The sequence below is a fragment of the uncultured Spongiibacter sp. genome (assembly GCF_964011655.1).
GTDB classification, from domain to species: Bacteria; Pseudomonadota; Gammaproteobacteria; order Pseudomonadales; family Spongiibacteraceae; genus Spongiibacter; species Spongiibacter marinus.
This window is the reverse complement of record NZ_CAXGPO010000010.1, coordinates 1-14,435: the sequence shown is the minus strand read 5'-3', so window position 1 is coordinate 14,435 and position 14,435 is coordinate 1. Positions and strand designations below refer to the sequence as shown.

The 14,435-nt window shown below is 54.6% G+C and carries 15 protein-coding genes; 5 read left to right on the top strand and 10 right to left on the bottom strand.

What is annotated here, in order from left to right; all coding sequences use genetic code 11:
* Nucleotides 1–73: 73 nt before the first annotated feature.
* Both ABNS66_RS06830 and ABNS66_RS06825 read right to left on the bottom strand, forming a co-directional pair.
* Nucleotides 74–865, bottom strand: coding sequence for a polyphosphate kinase (locus ABNS66_RS06830; protein WP_204995213.1), 792 nt, complete (start codon nt 863–865; stop codon nt 74–76).
* An 18-nt stretch (nt 866–883) separates the two neighbouring features.
* Complete coding sequence (locus tag ABNS66_RS06825) at nt 884–1,963, bottom strand: ADP-ribosylglycohydrolase family protein (RefSeq protein ID WP_286836719.1); 1,080 nt, start codon at nt 1,961–1,963, stop codon at nt 884–886.
* A 165-nt stretch (nt 1,964–2,128) separates the two neighbouring features.
* Here ABNS66_RS06825 and folE point away from each other — a divergent pair, with 165 nt between their 5' ends.
* A complete protein-coding gene (folE, locus tag ABNS66_RS06820) occupies nt 2,129–2,782 on the top strand; it encodes a GTP cyclohydrolase I FolE (RefSeq protein ID WP_286694446.1) in 654 nt (217 codons plus the stop codon).
* Between the two features lie 24 nt (nt 2,783–2,806).
* Here folE and ABNS66_RS06815 read toward each other — a convergent pair whose 3' ends face one another.
* The gene (locus ABNS66_RS06815; RefSeq protein ID WP_204995210.1) at nt 2,807–3,118 is read right to left on the bottom strand and encodes a DUF6482 family protein; all 312 of its coding nucleotides are present in this window, start codon (nt 3,116–3,118) and stop codon (nt 2,807–2,809) included.
* Nucleotides 3,119–3,243: 125 nt separating this feature from the next.
* Here ABNS66_RS06815 and ABNS66_RS06810 point away from each other — a divergent pair, with 125 nt between their 5' ends.
* Nucleotides 3,244–4,056, top strand: coding sequence for an enoyl-CoA hydratase-related protein (locus ABNS66_RS06810; protein WP_286836717.1), 813 nt, complete (start codon nt 3,244–3,246; stop codon nt 4,054–4,056).
* 20 nt (nt 4,057–4,076) lie between these two features.
* Here the strand turns inward: ABNS66_RS06810 and ABNS66_RS06805 are convergent, their stop codons facing one another.
* The 6 genes from ABNS66_RS06805 to ABNS66_RS06780 all read right to left on the bottom strand — a co-directional run bounded on the left by ABNS66_RS06805 (nt 4,077) and on the right by ABNS66_RS06780 (nt 10,821).
* Nucleotides 4,077–5,597 (bottom strand): SpoVR family protein, encoded by a 1,521-nt coding sequence (locus ABNS66_RS06805; RefSeq protein WP_286836715.1) that lies wholly within the window; start codon nt 5,595–5,597, stop codon nt 4,077–4,079.
* Nucleotides 5,594–6,820: a YeaH/YhbH family protein gene (locus ABNS66_RS06800; RefSeq protein ID WP_286836713.1), complete on the bottom strand. Its 1,227-nt coding sequence runs from the start codon at nt 6,818–6,820 to the stop codon at nt 5,594–5,596. The genes ABNS66_RS06805 and ABNS66_RS06800 overlap by 4 nt, the downstream gene beginning before the upstream one ends.
* A 33-nt stretch (nt 6,821–6,853) precedes the next feature.
* Nucleotides 6,854–8,776 (bottom strand): PrkA family serine protein kinase, encoded by a 1,923-nt coding sequence (locus ABNS66_RS06795; protein WP_204995206.1) that lies wholly within the window; start codon nt 8,774–8,776, stop codon nt 6,854–6,856.
* Between the two features lie 271 nt (nt 8,777–9,047).
* The gene (locus tag ABNS66_RS06790) at nt 9,048–9,755 is read right to left on the bottom strand and encodes an SDR family oxidoreductase (RefSeq protein WP_204995205.1); all 708 of its coding nucleotides are present in this window, start codon (nt 9,753–9,755) and stop codon (nt 9,048–9,050) included.
* 27 nt (nt 9,756–9,782) lie between these two features.
* Nucleotides 9,783–10,280 carry a 6-carboxytetrahydropterin synthase gene (locus ABNS66_RS06785; RefSeq protein WP_036256633.1) on the bottom strand — a complete coding sequence of 166 codons (498 nt, stop codon included), beginning with the start codon at nt 10,278–10,280 and terminating at the stop codon, nt 9,783–9,785.
* Between the two features lie 10 nt (nt 10,281–10,290).
* On the bottom strand, nt 10,291–10,821 hold the full coding sequence (locus ABNS66_RS06780) for a shikimate kinase (protein WP_204995204.1): 531 nt from the start codon (nt 10,819–10,821) through the stop codon (nt 10,291–10,293).
* A gap of 145 nt (nt 10,822–10,966) precedes the next feature.
* On the opposite strand from ABNS66_RS06780, the gene pyrC reads away from it, so the two are divergent.
* The 3 genes from pyrC to ABNS66_RS06765 all read left to right on the top strand — a co-directional run bounded on the left by pyrC (nt 10,967) and on the right by ABNS66_RS06765 (nt 13,328).
* Nucleotides 10,967–12,001: a dihydroorotase gene (pyrC, locus tag ABNS66_RS06775; RefSeq protein ID WP_348655288.1), complete on the top strand. Its 1,035-nt coding sequence runs from the start codon at nt 10,967–10,969 to the stop codon at nt 11,999–12,001.
* 3 nt (nt 12,002–12,004) lie between these two features.
* Nucleotides 12,005–12,631 (top strand): ribonuclease T, encoded by a 627-nt coding sequence (rnt, locus tag ABNS66_RS06770; RefSeq protein ID WP_204995202.1) that lies wholly within the window; start codon nt 12,005–12,007, stop codon nt 12,629–12,631.
* Nucleotides 12,632–12,743: 112 nt separating this feature from the next.
* Nucleotides 12,744–13,328, top strand: a complete 585-nt coding sequence (locus tag ABNS66_RS06765; protein WP_027874454.1) for a Fe-Mn family superoxide dismutase — start codon at nt 12,744–12,746, stop codon at nt 13,326–13,328.
* A gap of 239 nt (nt 13,329–13,567) precedes the next feature.
* Here the strand turns inward: ABNS66_RS06765 and ABNS66_RS06760 are convergent, their stop codons facing one another.
* The gene (locus ABNS66_RS06760; RefSeq protein WP_027874453.1) at nt 13,568–14,170 is read right to left on the bottom strand and encodes a peroxiredoxin; all 603 of its coding nucleotides are present in this window, start codon (nt 14,168–14,170) and stop codon (nt 13,568–13,570) included.
* Between the last annotated feature and the right edge of the window lie 265 nt (nt 14,171–14,435).

Below are 14,435 nucleotides of genomic sequence, written 5' to 3'. Positions count from 1 at the left end.
TATTGGCCCCTAGCCTTCTACCGATATTGGTAAGAATCAGCGCGATAACGCTCACAATAACAACGCCTTGAATTCAATCGGCGCTGTCTTCCCGTCGTCGCTCCAGCACGCGCCGAGCCCTTGCGACAAAGGCCGCGTTGGCCTGCGGGTGTGCCGGCTCTCCGAGGTGCTGACGCCACTGCTCACTCAGGGCCTCCATACCGGCAACCCGGGCATGGTACTTGTCGTTCGCCGCAACAAGCTGCCACGGTACCGGCTGGGAGCACTGCTTCAACATGTACTCGTAGGCCTGGCAATACTGATGATGAAACGGAAAGCTATTCAGGTCAGCATCGGTGATTTTCCAGTGTTTCTCCGGGCTTTCCAAACGGGTCAACAGACGATTGCGCTGCGTTTCTTTATCGATGTAAAACAGCACCTTAACCACCATAATCTGGTCGTCAACTAACATCCTTTCAAATTCGGCAATCTCGCGACACGCACGCTCCCGCTCGTTGTATCCGTGCTCGACATGTTCCACCAGAATACGCCCGTACCAAGAGCGGTCGAATACACACAATTGTCCGGAGGTAGGCAGGCGCCGCCAAAATCGCTGCAGGTAGTGCTGCCCCGCCTCTATGGCATCCGGGGGCCCAATGGCATGGACCCGCACCCCTCGGGGGTCCATATACCGCAGGGCACGTCGCAAAAATCCCCCTTTCCCCGCCGCATCCGGGCCCTCTACCACGAGTATTGCACGGCGTCGGCTTCGGTATAATTGCAGCTGCAAAGCCATTAGATCGAGCTGGAGTTGATCGCGCCGCTGACGGTAGAGTTTCTTTTCTAAAACGGGGTGTTGTAACGACGATAAGTCAATTTGAGTCAAAGAGCGCCCTTCCCTTAATTAACCACCATAACGTTGCTTCATTAACGGGTCTTCGGGGGACTTCAAAAAGTCCGCTGCCAAGCAGTCTAGCAGCGCTTTATGCTCAAGGTCTTGTAGCCAATGCTGTGGAATATCATCGAGGCCGCGCCAGGCACCCAATAGCTGCCCCGCCAACGCGCCGCAGCTGTCACTTAAACCACTGTGATTAACCGACAGCACCAGACCAGAGGCAAAGTCCTCGGCGCACAGCAGTGAGTACAAGGCTACGGAAAATACGTCCAGGGCCATAGAGTCGCCACAGAGGGATTCTGCGGCACTGGCCGAGTTTGGCTGAGCATTGGCCAACTCAACGGCGTGATCGATAGCTCGGCGCAAGGCTTGGCTGTCCTTGTTGGGGCGCAGCTGCTCGTCGATCCGCGCCAGGCACGCCTCAGGCGGGTGACCATACAACAAGCCAAGCAACAGTATGCCCAGTGCGCCGCCGGTTAAACGACCATTAACGTGGCCATCGCTGAGGGCGCTGATATCGGCGCTGAGTGAGAACATTTCAGCACGCAGCGCCTCTCCCCAGAATTTGCGCGTATCACTAACAAAGTGCACAGCAAGGGGCGCAATTCGGCTCAAACCGGCACCGAACTGGTACTGGTTGTCAGCCGTTACGCCGCCCTGCTGACTTTTACTTAACACCGCCAGAAAACTATCGCGCGCTGCTCGCTGACTGTAGAGCCCGCGCTCTGCCAATAAGAAACTGCGCTGCTGCCCTGTGGTGGTTGTGGTCTGCGTGGATAGCCAACGTAAGTCCGCGCGATGAATAAAACTTCGTAAATCTGGCTGCTCGCCTCTCGCGCTCGCCACGCGGTAGCGGAGTATGCCTTCGGTGGTGAACATAAGGCGTTGCGTGTCGTCGGTGACCGCTCCCTTCCTTCCGTAGGCCGGCATATAGTCGAGTACGCCCCGCTCTCCGTACTGCTGCACAATATCGTCGAGACTAAAAAACTGCACCGGGGCGCCCAGCGCGTCACCTACCGCCCCGCCCAGCAAGCATGCTCTTTGGTAGTCGGCACTGTTTGCTGCCCAGTGCTCGCTCTGTTCGGCCATCTTTTCGCCTCACCTTTTTCCATCCTCTTACCAGTGTAGGCGCAAATACTGCGGCTTGCGGCTGAGACACAAATCGACCGAGGCGAGCACTAACTTGATTTACCGGTCAGGAAACCAAATATCTGTAAATTGCGTAAACGATGAAAAACAACACGAGACAAAAACATGATTTCCAAGGAAGCCAGTGCCGTACACAGCGCATTACTGGAAGCGGGCCTAGAAACACCGATGCGCCCCCAAAGCTCACTGAATGACGACCAAAAAAAGCAGCGGATCGCCGACTTGATGCTGGGTGTTATGGAAACCCTCGGCCTCGATCTCAGTGATGACAGTCTTGAAGAAACCCCATCGCGGATTGCGAAAATGTATGTAGATGAAATTTTTTGTGGCTTGGATTACAACAACTTCCCGAAAATCACCAATATCGACAACAAAATGCGTGTCGAAGAAATGGTAAAGGTCAGTGGCGTTAGCGTAACAAGCACCTGCGAGCACCACTTCGTTACTATCGATGGCGAAGCCACAGTCGCCTATATTCCCGGCGAGAAAGTGATTGGACTGTCGAAGATTAACCGTATTGTGCGTTTCTTTGCACAACGGCCTCAGGTGCAAGAGCGCCTTACCCAACAAGTGTTGGTCGCTCTGCAAACCCTGCTGGAAACGGAAGATGTTGCCGTTACCATCGATGCGATTCACTACTGCGTGAAAAGTCGCGGCGTCATGGACACTAACTCACGTACACAAACCACAGCCCTGGGTGGCAGTTTTAAAAGCGACCCCAGCACGCGAAATGAGTTTCTAAGCCAGAGCTGCCGCTAATGCGGCAGCCGTCTTCACCCCGCCTTAAATTAAATGCTCGTCGCTGAGCGGCGCTATTGCGATGCGCATTTCCGTCTCCTCACTCTTAACTGGCTGGCCCAGCATTTCGTCATAGGCACTGCGCTGAATTAGAAAAAACGTTTGGCAGCGACAGTCGGCCAGGCGTCTTCGCAGGCTTGTTATATCCCGCGTTACCATTCTCTTGCCGCGTTCATAGACCGGGAAACTCCCGCCGTCAATAATGGCCGAAAGAACATACATACCGCCATCGAGAGAATGCACCTCGATCTCAGATACAGGGTAATGATTCAGGTCGTCAAATTCACATTTCGTCATAGGTCACCTCCGCCTAGGTATACGCAGGCAAGGTAAAAGGTGTTTCGCTATCCGTGTGAACACACTGCTATCGATGGCGGCCGCTATGGCATAATTGCCGCGACGTAAACGAGGGAGAAAACCAAATGGCCATGCCAACGCTGCGCGATGCAACCTTGACTGTGGACGGGCGAGTCGCTCTATTGTGTTTCCAGCGCGACGACATCCGCAACGCCCTAACGGGCAGCGCGCTCATCGACGACATCTGCGATACCGTCAATTGGGCAAACCAAAACCCCGCTATCTCCTGCTTAATTCTCACTGGTGAAGGCCGCGCCTTTAGTGCTGGCGGCAATGTAAAGGAAATGCGCGACAAGCAAGGTATGTTTGGCGGCAACCCTGCTGAGATCAGCGCCAGCTATCGCAATGGCATTCAACGCATCTCAAGAACAATGCACAACGCCGAGGTGGTTACCATCGCTGCGGTAAATGGCGCTGCGGTCGGCGCTGGCTTTGACCTCGCCTGTATGTGCGATCTGCGTATCGGCTGTGACAGTACCCGATTTGGTGAAACCTTCATCAATTTGGGAATCATTCCCGGTGACGGCGGGGCCTGGTTTCTGCAGCGTTTAGTGGGCTACCAACGTGCCGCCGAGTTGAGCTTCAGCGGGCGTATTATTGAGGCAGAGGAAGCGCTCTCTCTCGGCTTATTGTTGGAAAAGGTCTCAGACGACACACTCTTGTCCTGCGCCCAAGGCTATGCAAACACCTATGCCAGCAAGCCGCCACAAGCACTTAGGCAAACCAAACGTCTAATGAAGCTCGCTCAACGCCAGGAACTGGACGATTTCCTGAGCGTTTGCGCCGATGTTCAGGCCCAGTGCCACCAAACAGAGGATCACATGGTGGCGGTAAATGCATTTTTTGATAAGACCAAGCCCGAGTTCAGCGGCCGCTAATTAGCACTTGCTGCTAGACCCTAGCGCGCTGGGCTGACGTCGATGCGATCGACAACGCCCTCGCGCTCGTCAAATACTTCCATGCTGACCGTAAAGCCCCATAGCTTAGATAAATGCTTCAGCACTTCTTTGGCATCGTCGGTAAGCGGTCTGTCGCGCAGCCGGGTGTATCGCAGCAGCAGCGAGCGGTCGCCCATGTGTTCATAGCGAAGTACCTGGATGTCCGGCACCAAAATATCGCGATTGTATTGCCGTGACAGCAGGCGCCGGACGTCACGGTAGCCCTCGTCATTGTGAATTGCCGCCACCTCGACAAAGTCGTTTTTCGCTTGATCTGCTATGGCAAAAAGGTGGAACTCGCGGATTAATTTTGGCGACAAATACTGCGCGATGAACGACTCGTCTTTATAGTTACGCATAGCAAAATCAAGCACTTCGCGCCAATCTCGCCCCGCAATATCGGGAAACCAGGCGCGGTCCTCAGCATCCGGCGACTCGCAGATACGGCGCAAGTCGCGGAACATGGCAAAACCGAGGGCGTAGGGGTTAATGCCGCTGTACGCGGGGTGATCAAAGCCCGGCTGCATGACCACATTGGTATGAGACTGGAGAATCTCGAACATAAAACCGTCATCAACCAAACCGCGGTCGTACAGGGTGTTGAGCAAGGTATAGTGCCAAAACGTCGCCCACCCCTCGTTCATCACCTTAGTCATACCCTGCGGGTAGAAATACTGCGCAAGCTTACGCACGATCCGAACGATCTCACGCTGCCACGTTTCCAGGGTGGGTGAATATTTTTCAATAAAGTACAGCAAGTTTTCCTGGGGCTCAGGGGGAAAATTCGCAGACTCAGCGGGGGCATCGTCATCGCCCTGCTTTTCCTTGCGCGGCAATGTTCGCCAAATATCATCAAACTGCTTGCGCGCGTGTTCTGCGCGCTCATGCTGACGACGCAATTCATCCTGCGCTGAAAGTGGTGAGGGCCGGTGGTAGCGGTCCACGCCATGGTCCATCAAGGCATGACAGGCATCGAGGGTTTCCTCCACACGATCAATGCCATATTTTTGCTCGCACTCAAAAATATACTTACGGGCAAATACCATGTAATCGACAATCGCATCGGCGCTGGTCCACTGCTTAAACAGGTAATTCCCCTTAAAAAAGGAATTGTGTCCATAGCAGGCATGGGCAATGACTAAGGCCTGCATCGGCATACTATTGTCTTCCATCAAATAGGCAATGCAGGGGTCAGAATTAATCACCAGCTCATAAGCCAAGCCACGCATTCCGCGGCGATAGGCTTCTTCGTTACGAATAAATTCCTTGCCGTAACTCCAGTGGGTGTAGCTGATCGGCAAGCCCACGGACGCGTAGGCATCTAGCATTTGCTCAGAGGCAATCACCTCAATTTGATTAGGGTAGGTGTCCAAACCAAACTCTTTGGCGATGCTCGCTATCTCGCGGTCGTAGCTGCGCAGCAGATCAAAATCCCAGTCGCCGCCACGGGACAATACGCGGTCTTTCACCGTCTCGCTCACGCCGCCTCCCGCTGGAATAATTCCCGCAGTACTGGATAGACATCGCGCCGCCCCATTACTTTGGCGACCGCAAAGTTTTCGCTGTGGATTTGGCTGTATGCGGCACCCAGCGGCGTGATGCTGCTGGCATTGTCCGGCACCTCTACGTAGGCGTAGTAGCGGCAGTGCGGCAAAATATCGTCGCGCAACTTAGCCGCGCTGCGTTGCGGATCGCTGCCAAAGGCGTCGCCATCTGACACCTGCGCGCCGTATATATTCCACTGGTCTGGCGCATAGCGATCTTTAATAATTTCTTCGGCCAAATTAAGCGCCGACATCACTACCGTACCGCCGGTTTGCGGGTCGTGAAAAAATGCGTGTTCGTCTACTTCTTCGGCGTTTGACGTATGCCGAATAAATACCAGCTCGACATGTTCATATTTTCGATTGAGGAACAAATACAGCAAGGTAAAAAAGCGCTTGGCCAGGTCCTTTTTTTGTTCCGACATCGACGCCGATACATCCATCAAACAGAACATAACCGCGCGACTAATTGGCTTGGGCTCCTTAACTTTATGCCGGAACCGAAGGTCGTACTCATCCAAAAAGGGAATGCGATCGATGCGGTCTTTTAAGTCTTGAATTTCTTGTGGATCAGCACCGCTTTCCTCAAGCTCACGCAGTTCTCGTTTCAGCGGTGCCGCTAGTGCGATCTTCCTGGCCATGGCATTTTGCAGGCTGCGTCGCACCGACAGGTTGGACGGCACCCCCGACGGGGTATAGCCCGCGCGACGAAAAGTGAATTGTTTAGCGTCACCCAGGACATTACGCGCTAAACGTGGCAGTTCCAGGTCGTCGAAAAAGAGGTTCATAAACTCCTCTTTTGACAGGGTAAACATAAAGTTATCCTGCCCCTCACCGCCTTCACCCTGGCCGTCCCCGCCCTCGCCTTCGCCGCCTCCGCCCCCTTGGGGTTTAGCGATGCGATCTCCGGGGGAGAAACTGTGGTTGCCAGGGTGAACCATCTCCCGGTCGCCACCCTGGCCAATACGGAACTTCGGTTCGGAAATATCTTTTACCGGGATTCCCACCTCGCCACCGCGCCCCATATCGGTGATGGAGCGCTCGGCGACAACGTCTGCCACAGAGCGCTTCAGCTGGGATTTATATCGCCTGATGAACCGCGCGCGGTTCGTCGCATTTTTGTTGCGGTCGTTCAGGCGGCGGTCAATAATCATCGACATATTCGCACCTTGCTTTCGACGTGGCAGTGTTAACTAGCCAGCTTTACGTACGCGCAGATACCACTCTGACAACAAACGTACTTGCTTGGGTGTGTAGCCCTTCTCGACCATGCGGGTAACAAAGTTTTCGTGCTTTTTCTGATCCTCATCGGAGGCTTTGGCATTAAAGGAAATGACTGGTAGCAGCTCTTCAGTGCTGGAGAACATTTTCTTCTCTATCACTTCGCGCAGTTTTTCATAGCTCGTCCAGTTCGGGTTGCGGCCCTCATTTTGAGCGCGAGCCCGCAGCACGAAGTTAACGATTTCATTGCGGAAATCTTTCGGGTTGGCGATCCCGGCGGGTTTTTCAATTTTCTCCAGTTCACCGTTCAAGGTGGCGCGGTCGAAGATCGCGCCGGTTTCCGGATCTCGGTAATCTTCGTCCTGAATCCAGTAATCCGCAAAGGTCACGTAGCGGTCAAAAATGTTCTGACCGTACTCTGAATATGATTCGAGATAGGCCGTTTGAATTTCTTTACCCACGTATTCAGCGTAGCGCACTGCGAGCCAGCCCTTGATAAATTCTAGGTAGGTACGCTGCACATCCTCAGGCAGCTGCTCGCGCATAATGCGCTGCTCAAGCACATACATGAGGTGCACGGGGTTAGCCGCTATCTCGGCGTTGTCGTAGTTAAATACCGCCGACAGTACCTTGAAAGCAAAGCGCGTTGACATCCCGGTCATGCCCTCATCAATACCGGCATAGTCGCGGTACTCCTGGAAGGACTTCGCCGCCGGGTCGGTGTCTTTCAGTGACTCACCGTCGTAAACACGCATTTTGGAATAAATGCTGGAGTTCTCCGGCTCGCCAAGGCGCGTCAATACCGAGAACTGCGCGAGCATTTCCAGCGTTCCCGGTGCACATGGCGCATCGGCCAGGGAGCTGTGGCGCAGCAGCTTCTGGTAAATTTTTACCTCTTCTGACACCTGCAAACAGTAGGGCACTTTGACGATGTATACCCGGTCGAGAAATGCCTCATTGTGCTTGTTGTTGCGAAAGCTCTGCCACTCGGATTCGTTGGAGTGGGCGAGTATTACGCCCTGAAAGGGAATGGCGGAGAAGCCCTCGGTGCCCTTGTAGTTTCCTTCTTGCGTCGCCGTCAGCAGGGGATGCAGCATTTTGATAGGCGCTTTGAACATCTCGACAAACTCAAGCATGCCCTGATTCGCCAGGCACAGGCCGCCGGAGTAGGAATAGGCGTCGGGATCGTCTTGCGCGTAGCTCTCGAGCTTGCGAATGTCCACCTTGCCGACCAGAGTGGAAATGTCCTGATTGTTCTCATCGCCTGGCTCAGTTTTGGTAATCGCCACTTGCTTTAACACTGAGGGCTGAATGCGGACAACGCGGAACTGGCTAAGGTCGCCTTCATACTCGTCCAGGCGCTTGATCGCCCAAGGTGACGCCAGGCCACTGAGATAGCGCTCGGGAATACCGTACTCTTCTTCAAGCTGCTTACCGTCGCGCTGGGGGTCAAACAACGACAGCGGCGATTCATTAATGGGCGAGCCTTTCAAGGCGTAGATCGGGTAGGCTTCCATCAATTTTTTCAGCCGCTCGGCGATCGACGATTTACCACCGCCTACCGGGCCAAGCAGATATAGCACCTGTTTGCGTTCTTCCAGGCCCTGCGCGGCATGTTTGAAAAATGCGACGATCTGCGCGATCACATCTTCCATGCCGTAAAACTCTTCAAAGGCTGGATAGCGGGCAATCAACCGATTGGAAAAAATTCGTGAAAGCCGAGGGTCACTGCGGGTATCTACAAGTTCTGGCTCGCCAATGGCTGCCAGCATTCGCTCAGCCGGGGTGGCGTAAGCAAGCGGATCGCTGCGACAAAGCTCGAGGTAGTCAGTCAATGACATCTCCTCGTCCTTCGCCTTCAGATATTGCTCGCGGACGTTATCAAGGATACCCATCGGTGCAATCTCCTTTCTGCGTTAACGCCACGTCGCTGACATTCCACTCGCGATGTAGCGCGACGACAGTTTCATGTGTGTGCGTCTTCACTCTACTCTGCTACGCAGAGATCATCTACTTCGATCCACAAAAAAAGACTACGCGATTACCGAAGTGTGGCTAGTGCATGTGCCAATAGAGTGCTTGGGAAAACGCTCGGCCTACAACTAGTGTAGACCGTAAAAACGCAGGGAAAGTGCCGCAGTAAAATTTACTGCGGGCGGAGGAATGCTAGTGTTCTATTTGACCGAGATTGGCATGGATTACCGCGCCACTAATCACCGGAGAGCGCGCACAAAAATACAAGGTATCGGCGATTTCTTGTGGATCTATCAAGCGCCCAGCCGACACATTGGCGGTGATTGCGGCAATCACCTCTGGGTCGTTGTTGATGTGCCCGCGCAGCATGGCGGTATCGGTAAAACCGGGACAAACACAGGCACTGTGGATACCGGTGCCGGCCAAGTCCTGCACCGTTGCTCGCATCAGCCCCACCAGACCATGTTTACTGGCCACGTAGGAAGCGCAGCCGCGCACAGCTTTTTCAGCGAGGGTTGACCCCACATACAAAATTGATGACCCCGGTTTCATATAGGGAATCAGCACGGCATTGAGCTGCTGCGGGGCGACCAAATTGATCTGCAGTACCGCGGCAAAATTCTCGGCGGCGAGCGTGGCAACGGTATCGCTATCTTGCCGTGCAGCATTGTGGATCAACACGATTTCGTCGGCACTTTCTGCAGCAATACTGAGCGCCTCCGCGGCCATACCCTCTAGCCAATCGATACGCCCCATGTCCACCGACAACTGGAGAACGCCCTCAATGTCCAGCGATCGCCGTGACAGGTTGATTACCCGGTACCCTTCCGCCAAAAAGCGCTCCACTGTCGCGCGGCCTATGCCTTGGCTTCCACCACTGATTACTACTAATTTATTCACAATACCTTTCCATTCACAGTCGCCGAATCAATCGCGAGTCCAGCTTGCAGAGCCCCACTGCCCCGGGCCCGAGGAAACCTTCATCACCAACTCGCTGATCTCATTGCCATCAATGAAAGGGGCGTCGTCGAGCAGGCGCTCCAGCACATAGCGAGCAAACTCTTCAACCGTGGTGTTGCGCAATGGCAGCAGTAAGGTGTCGGCCTTTAAAAACAGCAATTCTTCACCGTTAAATTCGGCGCGATAGTACTTGCCCTGTTCCTCAACCCGCATATACGGCGACTGCGCGGGCAGCAGCGTGTACTCATCTAACTCTGCGCACAGCTTGCGCAGACGTTTTTTAATCTCCACGTAGCTAAAGCACATACCGTCCTCACCCACCTCCGCGGTCAGGTCGAGGCTAACCCGAAAATTATGGCCGTGCAGCCGCTCGCGGTCGGTCGCCGAAAAGATAGTAAAGTGAGCGCCGGAAAACTTCAGATCTTCCTTGCATATTTCAATACAGGTATGTCGCTTGATGGGCATCCGCCCCTCCTTATTCTTTGGTGTCGCTCTGACGTTGTTGCCATTCGGCCGCTGCCAGCAAAATTTCTTCCGCCAGCTGCTGCTCGCCCCGGTCCAGCGCCGCCACGCGCACATCGGCCTCCCGTTCATATAAGGGCTGGCGTTCGGCGTACAGGGCCGATAAATCTGTTCCCGGTGCACAGGCAACGCCGCGCTCGGCAAAATTCCCCAGCCGCTTGGCCAGTTCGCTCTCTGTAACATCAATAAAGACCACAGGCCCCAGGCGGTGCAGTTTCTTCATCACCGGCTGGCTGTATACGGCGCTTCCGCCGGTTGCGAGCACCACCCCGGAAAAATCCTCCGCCAATAATGCACGCTCCTCGGCTTCGCGCAGCCCTAAGTACCCTCTTTGCGCTAGCAACTGCGCCAGTGTCTGGCCTTCACGCTGCTCGATAAGCCGATCGCCATCCACAAACCTCAACCCGGTGCGCCGGGCTATATGCCGCCCGAGCGTGGACTTACCACAGGCGGGCATACCAATAAGACTAAGGGAGTTGATCACTGAACTCGCTACCGCTACTAATCTGCTATCTAGAGTGCCACAGAGCGCGAAGCACACGCAAAACAAAGCGCTGTTGCCCCGCAGTGACTTTAATCAAGCCCCTGAATCCTGTAGCATTTCGGCTCTACACAGCACAGGCTCAAGCATGCAAACCCTGCACATTACCCGCCCCGATGATTGGCATATCCACCTGCGCGATGGCGATGCCCTGACACAGACAGTTAGTGACGCGAGCCGCTATTTTGGCCGCGCCATTGTGATGCCGAATCTTACCCCGCCGGTTCGCAAGCTCGATGAAGCACGCGCCTATCACGAGCGCATTCTCGCAGCGATACCTGCCGAGCGAGCGAGCTTCACCCCACTAATGGTGCTCTACCTTACAGACCGTACCCAGCCGGCCGATATTGCCGAGGCCAAGGCATCTGGCCTGGTTTATGCGGCGAAGCTATATCCCGCGGGCGCCACAACCAACTCCGACGCTGGCGTCACCGACGTCGATGGCCTGTGGCCGGTGCTGGATGAAATGGCGAAGCAGGGTATGCCACTGCTGGTCCATGGCGAAGTCACCGATGCCGATATCGACATCTTCGACCGCGAAGCAGAATTTATAGAGCGCCACCTCAAACGTATTGTCGCCGCCTTTCCCTCGCTGAAAGTCGTTCTGGAGCACATTACCACTGCAGATGCCGCCGAATTCGTCGCCAATGCCGGCGAGAACGTCGCCGCAACAATTACCGCCCACCACTTGCTTTACAATCGCAACGACATGCTTGCCGGCGGCATTCGCCCGCACTATTACTGCTTGCCCATTTTGAAGCGCAACCGCCACCAACAGGCGCTTATTGCGGCGGCAACCTCGGGCAGCCCGAAATTTTTCCTCGGCACCGACTCCGCCCCCCACGGCCGCCATCGCAAAGAGGCCGATTGCGGCTGTGCCGGTTGCTATACCGCCTACGCGGCCATAGAGATGTACGCGGAAGCGTTCGAGGCAGCCGGTGCACTGGATAAGCTAGAGGCCTTCGCAAGCTTCCACGGCCCGGACTTCTATGGTCTACCACGCAACCAGGATCAAATCACCTTACAAAAAGCCGACTGGCAAGCCCCTGAGGCACTGCCATTGGGGAACGACACGGTACGTCCGCTCCGCGCCGGAGAAACCCTGCGCTGGCAGGTAGCTTAAGCAATGAATGGCGATAAAAGCTTGATTGCACAGCGATTTCGTGGGTTTCTGCCAGTGGTCATTGACGTTGAAACCGGCGGTTTCAATTGTCACACCGACGGTATCTTGGAAATTGCTGCCACCCTGTTGAGAATGGATGACGCGGGCAACCTCGAGCCCGATGAGACACTCAGCTACAACATCGAACCCTTCGAAGGCGCGAATTTAGAAACCGCCGCCCTTGAATTTACCGGTATCGACCCCCATCACCCTGACCGACAAGCCGAAAAAGAAGTCACTGTGATGGGCGAGCTGCTGAAGAAAATACGTCAGCAAGTCAAAGCCCACGACTGCACACGCGCAGTACTGGTAGGACACAACGCCCACTTTGACCTGGGGTTTGTAATGGCCGCGATTAACCGCTGCGGCATAAAACGCAACCCCTTCCACCCGTTTTCGGTGATGGATACGGCTAGCTTGTCAGGCCTGGCATACGGACACACAGTACTGGCACGGGCCTGCCAACTGGCCGATATTGAGTTTGACAACAATGAAGCGCACAGCGCCGCGTACGACGCGGAAAAAACCGCAGAATTGTTTTGCCAGATCGTTAACCGCTGGCAAGATCTTGGCGGCTGGCGCTGGACATAAATTAAGTTATTGGAACTCCGGCACAGATCGGCGTCCAACACCGTAGAGATAACGCGGGCGAAAATACGCCCTCGACACCGTAAACACCCACTAAACGTCAGGAGAGACCCACATGGCTTTTGAATTACCTGCACTGCCTTACGACAAAAACGCACTTGAGCCCCACATTTCAGCGGAGACCCTGGACTTTCACCACGGCAAACACCACAACGCCTACGTGACCAAGCTGAATGAACTGACGGCAGGTACCGACAACGAAGGCAAGTCACTGGAAGAAATCATCAAATCGGCAAGTGGCGGCCTGTTCAACCAAGCAGCCCAGGTGTGGAACCACACTTTCTACTGGAACAGCCTGAGCCCCAACGGCGGCGGCGCACCAACTGGCGAGCTGGCAGCAGCCATCGACGCTAAGTTTGGCTCCTTCGACGAGTTCAAAGCCGCTTTCAACGCTAGCGCGGTCGGCAACTTCGGCTCTGGCTGGACCTGGCTGGTAAAAAACAGCGATGGCAGCCTCGAAATCGTTAACACTGACGACGCTGACACACCTATCGCTCGCGACGGTCAAACGCCATTGTTCACCGCCGATGTTTGGGAGCACGCCTACTACATCGACTACCGCAATGCGCGTCCCAAGTACCTTGAAGGCTTCTGGAACTTGGTGAACTGGGAATTTGCTGCCGCTAACTTCGCAGCCTAATCCCCGCGACACTGCGTGTTGCAAAACCCCACTTCGGTGGGGTTTTTTGTATCTGGCGGAAACGCCTCCCCCGCCCCATCACCTCACCACTCCGCCGCCACAACCGCGTTTAGCGCGGGGGTTCTGTATACGCGCTTACGCCCTCAACACCACAAACTCTCACTCACAAAAAAGCCCGATCACCTTGCGGTCACCGGGCTTTTTTAGGAGCTTGCGGCTCGCGCCGCAGAGTCGCCGTATTACAGCTTGTCAGAGTTCTCTGACAGGTAAGCCGCTACACCAGTCGGTGATGCGTCCATACCTTTGTCGCCTTTATTCCAGCCAGCAGGGCAAACTTCACCGTGCTCTTCGTGGAATTGCAGTGCCTCAACCAAACGCACCAGCTCATCGACGTTACGGCCGAGAGGAAGGTCGTTAACCAGCTGAGAGCGAACCATGCCTTCTTTGTCGATCAGGAACGCGCCGCGGAATGCCACGCCACCTTCAGCTTCAACGTCATATGCACGGCAAATGTCGTGACGCACGTCAGCAGCCATGGTGTAGGTTACAGGACCGATGCCGCCATCTTTGATAGCAGTGTTGCGCCAAGCGTTGTGAGTGAATTGAGAGTCGATCGATACACTGATCACCTCAACACCCAGCTCGCGGAATTTGTCCATACGGTGATCCAGAGCGATCAGCTCTGAAGGGCAGACAAAGGTGAAATCCAGCGGATAGAAGAACAGAACCGCGTATTTGCCTTTAGCCGCTTCGCTAAGCGTGAACTCATCAACGATCTCGCCGTTGCCAAGTACTGCCGCACATGTGAAGTCAGGAGCTGGTTTACCTACGAGTACACCCATGATGTTTACCTCCGGTTGTTTTCATTAGACAGTGCAATCACGCACTCTTAAAAAGGAGTAGACCGGCAATCATACACGCCGTCACAAACCAATCCCATTGAAAATTCTAATCGCCCCCATAGCCTGCAACTATGGCAAAACCGACTAAAAAACCCGAATACCCAAAAAGACAATTGACAAGCATTCTCATTTTCATTAACTTTAGAATCCTGAACACAACGACACCACACAGGTTCCAGCAGATCGGAAGAGCGTCGTGTAGGGA

Excerpts from the sequence above, each read along its gene's own strand:
- ABNS66_RS06825 (WP_286836719.1), bottom strand. The coding sequence starts at position 1,963 with ATGGCCGAACAGAGCGAGCACTGGGCAGCAAACAGTGCCGACTACCAA.
- folE (WP_286694446.1), top strand. The coding sequence starts at position 2,129 with ATGATTTCCAAGGAAGCCAGTGCCGTACACAGCGCATTACTGGAAGCG.
- ABNS66_RS06815 (WP_204995210.1), bottom strand. The coding sequence starts at position 3,118 with ATGACGAAATGTGAATTTGACGACCTGAATCATTACCCTGTATCTGAG.
- ABNS66_RS06810 (WP_286836717.1), top strand. The coding sequence starts at position 3,244 with ATGGCCATGCCAACGCTGCGCGATGCAACCTTGACTGTGGACGGGCGA.
- ABNS66_RS06800 (WP_286836713.1), bottom strand. The coding sequence starts at position 6,820 with ATGTCGATGATTATTGACCGCCGCCTGAACGACCGCAACAAAAATGCG.
- ABNS66_RS06795 (WP_204995206.1), bottom strand. The coding sequence starts at position 8,776 with ATGGGTATCCTTGATAACGTCCGCGAGCAATATCTGAAGGCGAAGGAC.
- ABNS66_RS06785 (WP_036256633.1), bottom strand. The coding sequence starts at position 10,280 with ATGCCCATCAAGCGACATACCTGTATTGAAATATGCAAGGAAGATCTG.
- pyrC (WP_348655288.1), top strand. The coding sequence starts at position 10,967 with ATGCAAACCCTGCACATTACCCGCCCCGATGATTGGCATATCCACCTG.
- rnt (WP_204995202.1), top strand. The coding sequence starts at position 12,005 with ATGAATGGCGATAAAAGCTTGATTGCACAGCGATTTCGTGGGTTTCTG.
- ABNS66_RS06765 (WP_027874454.1), top strand. The coding sequence starts at position 12,744 with ATGGCTTTTGAATTACCTGCACTGCCTTACGACAAAAACGCACTTGAG.
- ABNS66_RS06760 (WP_027874453.1), bottom strand. The coding sequence starts at position 14,170 with ATGGGTGTACTCGTAGGTAAACCAGCTCCTGACTTCACATGTGCGGCA.